General features: G+C 63.8%; 6 protein-coding genes. 2 read left to right on the top strand and 4 right to left on the bottom strand.

The annotated features are described in order from the left end of the window. Positions 1 to 54: 54 nt before the first annotated feature. Together RMN73_RS03115 and RMN73_RS03110 are read right to left on the bottom strand one after the other, a co-directional pair. Positions 55 to 213, bottom strand: coding sequence for a hypothetical protein (locus RMN73_RS03115; RefSeq protein WP_309601859.1), 159 nt, complete (start codon positions 211 to 213; stop codon positions 55 to 57). After that, entirely contained in the window at positions 210 to 944 is a 735-nt protein-coding gene (locus tag RMN73_RS03110) for a class I SAM-dependent methyltransferase (RefSeq protein WP_309601858.1), read from the bottom strand. The genes RMN73_RS03115 and RMN73_RS03110 overlap by 4 nt, the downstream gene beginning before the upstream one ends. A gap of 114 nt (positions 945 to 1,058) precedes the next feature. Between RMN73_RS03110 and RMN73_RS03105 the strand changes: the two genes are divergently transcribed. Next, the gene (locus tag RMN73_RS03105) at positions 1,059 to 1,715 is read left to right on the top strand and encodes a 2OG-Fe(II) oxygenase (protein ID WP_309601857.1); all 657 of its coding nucleotides are present in this window, start codon (positions 1,059 to 1,061) and stop codon (positions 1,713 to 1,715) included. Here RMN73_RS03105 and RMN73_RS03100 read toward each other — a convergent pair. Next, positions 1,712 to 2,023 carry a cell division protein ZapA gene (locus tag RMN73_RS03100; RefSeq protein WP_309601856.1) on the bottom strand — a complete coding sequence of 104 codons (312 nt, stop codon included), beginning with the start codon at positions 2,021 to 2,023 and terminating at the stop codon, positions 1,712 to 1,714. The genes RMN73_RS03105 and RMN73_RS03100 overlap by 4 nt on opposite strands. Beyond that, positions 2,023 to 2,196 (bottom strand): hypothetical protein, encoded by a 174-nt coding sequence (locus RMN73_RS03095; protein WP_309601855.1) that lies wholly within the window; start codon positions 2,194 to 2,196, stop codon positions 2,023 to 2,025. The genes RMN73_RS03100 and RMN73_RS03095 overlap by 1 nt, the downstream gene beginning before the upstream one ends. A gap of 134 nt (positions 2,197 to 2,330) precedes the next feature. On the opposite strand from RMN73_RS03095, the gene RMN73_RS03090 reads away from it, so the two are divergent. Further along, on the top strand, positions 2,331 to 3,686 hold a 1,356-nt coding region (locus RMN73_RS03090), incomplete at its 3' end, for a transketolase (protein WP_309601854.1).

The raw sequence follows: 3,686 nt of genomic DNA, 5'->3' as shown, positions 1-3,686 counted from the left end.
GCCTAAGCGGCACACGCAATCGCAACCTCCATACAGGCATTTATGGCAACTCCCTTACGTATCGCACTCGCTGGCCTTGCGAATCCCGGCATCCCAATCGAGGTTGGATCGGGTGAAGGCATGTCCGCTGGCCAATTCGCTGCGGGCGTTGGCCAGCAGGAAGGCGCAGAAACGCGGGTCGAACACCTGCTCGAAATAGTCGACTTCGCTCATTGCACCAACTTTCGCGCAACGACATGGGCCAGACGGCGGCGGCCCGGCACTGGCGTGACCCGGCAATCCACGTCCGCGAAGCCCGCTTCGGCGATTTCCTCGGCCAATTCTTGGACGGTGAAGAAATGGTAGAAACTGTCGCTGACCGAATCCCCCGGCTCCCTGGCGATCAAACGCGTAAGCAGTTGAGTCCGCTTGTGCTCCTGGCGCGTCAGCACATCGCCCATGATCAGCGGCGCTCGGTCGATCAGCAAAGTCGCGCAGGCGCGCAGGAAGGCGATCCGCTTCGCCCGGCCCGGAATATGATGATAGACGCCACGGCCGATCACCAAAGCGTCGAAGCGGCCTTGCCCGTCTGGAACGGCGCCGGGGCCGGCGTTGATCATGGTCGCGGTCACGCCGGCGGTCGTCAAATTCGCGCGGCACGCCTCGGCCAGATCGTCCGACGCGTCGAATCCGGTCACCTTATGCCCCATCCTGGCCAAGGTGATCATTTCCCGCCCGCCGCCGGCACCGGCGACCAGTACCTGCAGGCAACCTAGTAACATCTCGCGAAAAGTGGCCTCTTCCCACGCGTGCAACCCGGCAATGTTGTGCGCCTCGCTGGCAAAGCCGCTGCCTGAGCTATTGGCGTAAGACAGCATGGTCAGATCATCGAGGTCGCGGTGGTCGAGCAGCCGCAGCCAAGCCAGCGAGTACGCTGCCCGGATCGCGCCGGGCAGGGCCCGCACCAGGCGTTGGCTGCGGCGAAAGATGCTGGTTCGAAGGCGCAATCATTCACTCCACAGGTCGGCTCAGCCGATCGGCACCTTGCAGAACCGGCCACGCCACGTCAAAAAATGCTTATGACCCCGACCCTCGGCCCTCTTCCGCCCGTCGCGCAGCGGCAGCAGTTCCTGGCGGATGATGCTCATCGCGCCTTGCTCGACCATGTGCTCGCCAATCGTGACACATTTTCGCCCGCCCTCGTCAACAAGGGACAGGTCGACAGCGCCAACCGGGTCGATCCCGCCAAACGGATTGCGCAGACGACCCGTACGATTGGCCCGCTCGAGCCGATGCTCCGCGATCGATTGGGCGCGGCGCTGGCCGATCTCGCTGGTGAGTTCGGCCTCGGCTTCACCGCGGACTCGCTCGAACTGGAACTTGCGGCGCATGGCGACGGCGCCTTCTTCGGGCCGCATACCGATATCCCGATCGGCGCCAACCGAACGACGCTAAGCGATGAACCCGGCCATGATCGGGTCGTCAGCGCGGTCTATTATTTTTACGCGACACCTCGCCAATTTTCGGGCGGGAACCTGCGACTCTACCGCTTCGGCGCCGATCCGCAGGGTGACGGGCAGGACACCGCCAACCACCTTGACCTCGCGCCAACCGACAATTGCCTGGTCGCTTTTCCGTCGACGGTCCGCCACGAAGTAACCCGGGTAAGCTGCCCGAGCGGCCGCTTCGATGATTATCGGTTTGCGCTCAATTGCTGGTATTGCGCAGCGCGTTAGGCCGAAACGCTGGCATCCTCGAGCGTCTTGGCGAGCGCCTCGATCCGCTCCGCCAGCGCCTCGATCCGGGGCGCAAGCTCGGGATCGACCATCGCCGCAGCCGCACCAGGTTTTTCGAGCAACTGGTCGGCCAGAAGCAGGGAGGCGAACAATAATTGCCGCGATTCGGACAAGGTGCCGAGCCCGGACAGGGCCTCGCGGCTCTTGGCATCGACCATCCGCGCGGCGGCCACGAGATTTTCTTCCTCGCCCGCGCGGCACCCGACTTGATAACTGCGCCCGGCGATGGTCAAATTCACTTCGGCCATCAGCGCCCCCCGCTGGCAAAGATTGAATCAAGCTCGGCCACGACATCGCGGACCGTGGCGCGAAGCTTCTCTTCGCGTCCCCGGCTGCCCTTGACGGTCGAGACTGTTTGCTCAAGCCGAGACATTGCGCGCTCGGCACGGACGATGGCGTCGATCAGCACCTGGTTACTCATAATCCCCTCGCTAGGCCGAATGAATCGGACGGGCAAGCGGGTCTTAAGGTTGACGCCAAACGCCTCACCGACAATAGGCACCGTGCCAGCGACCGACCAACGTCTGACGGTCGACTGATCCAGATGGAGCAGACATGCAGCCGACCCAGCGCCGCCTCGCCAACGCCATTCGGGCGCTCGCCATGGATGCCGTCGAAAAGGCCAATAGCGGCCACCCCGGAATGCCGATGGGCATGGCCGATGCCGCTACCGCCTTGTTCACCCGGCATCTGAAGTTCGATGCGTCCGATCCGTACTGGCCCGACCGCGATCGGTTCGTGCTGTCGGCGGGTCATGGCTCGATGCTGCTTTATGCGTTGCTCCACCTCACTGGCTACGCCAAGCCGACGATCGAGGACATTGAGAATTTCCGCCAATTGGGGAGCCCCTGCGCAGGCCACCCCGAAAGCTTCGAAATGCCGGGGATCGAGACCACCACCGGGCCGCTCGGACAGGGGCTTGCGGCGGCGGTCGGCATGGCGATCGCCGAGCGCCACCTCAACGCACTCTATGGCGACGACCTGGTCGATCACCGCACCTTCGTCATCGCGGGCGACGGCTGCCTGATGGAAGGGCTCAACCATGAGGCCGCCGGGCTTGCCGGCCATTTGAAGCTCGCTCGGCTGATTGTGCTGTGGGATGATAACCGGATCACCATCGACGGCCCGACCGACCTAAGCCGCAACGAGGATGTGATGGCCCGTTACGACGCCATGGGCTGGCACACGATCGAGACCGACGCGATGGACTCGCACAAGGTCAGCCAGGCGATCGACCGGTCGCTGGCCGACAATCGCCCGTCGCTCATCCGCTGCAAGTCGATCATTGGCTATGGCGCGCCCAACAAGCAGGGCACGTCCGCTACTCACGGCGCCGCGCTCGGGCCGGACGAAGTCGCCGCCGCGCGCACGGAATTGGGCTGGACCGACGCCCCGTTCGTCATCCCTGATGATATCGCCAAGGGCTGGAAGAGCTTCGGCGATCGCGGCAAGACTGCCCGCGCCGAATGGCATCGCCGCCTCGACGCCAATCCCAAGGGCAAGGACTATCTCGCGCGGATCGAGGGCAAGTGCGACGATGCGTGGCTGAAAGCGCATATCGAAGGCCTGATCGCCAAGCCGCAGGCGGTGGCCACGCGCAAGGCGTCCGAACTTGCGCTCGATGCGATCAACGCGGCGTTTCCCCAAACCATTGGCGGATCGGCCGATCTGACACCGTCGAACAATACGCTGACCAAGAATATCGCGGTGCTTGACGCTGGCAATTATGGCGGCCGTTACATTCATTATGGCATCCGCGAATTCGGCATGGCCGCAGCGATGACCGGCATGGCGCAGCACGGCGGGGTGATCCCCTACGGCGGTACCTTCATGGTCTTCTCCGATTACAGCCGCCCCGCGATCCGCCTCGGCGCGCTGCAAAAAGCCAAGGTGATCCACGTCATGACCCAC

The organism is Sphingomonas sp. (assembly GCF_031372575.1).
In the GTDB taxonomy this organism is placed as follows: Bacteria; Pseudomonadota; Alphaproteobacteria; order Sphingomonadales; family Sphingomonadaceae; genus Sphingomicrobium.
The sequence above is the reverse complement of the archived record's forward strand: the minus strand, read 5'-3'. Positions and strand labels throughout refer to the sequence as shown.

Bases quoted from the DNA above. Each gene is read 5' to 3' on its own strand.
- RMN73_RS03100 (WP_309601856.1), bottom strand. From the start codon at position 2,023: ATGGCCGAAGTGAATTTGACCATCGCCGGGCGCAGTTATCAAGTCGGG.
- RMN73_RS03115 (WP_309601859.1), bottom strand. From the start codon at position 213: ATGAGCGAAGTCGACTATTTCGAGCAGGTGTTCGACCCGCGTTTCTGC.
- RMN73_RS03105 (WP_309601857.1), top strand. From the start codon at position 1,059: ATGACCCCGACCCTCGGCCCTCTTCCGCCCGTCGCGCAGCGGCAGCAG.
- RMN73_RS03095 (WP_309601855.1), bottom strand. From the start codon at position 2,196: ATGAGTAACCAGGTGCTGATCGACGCCATCGTCCGTGCCGAGCGCGCA.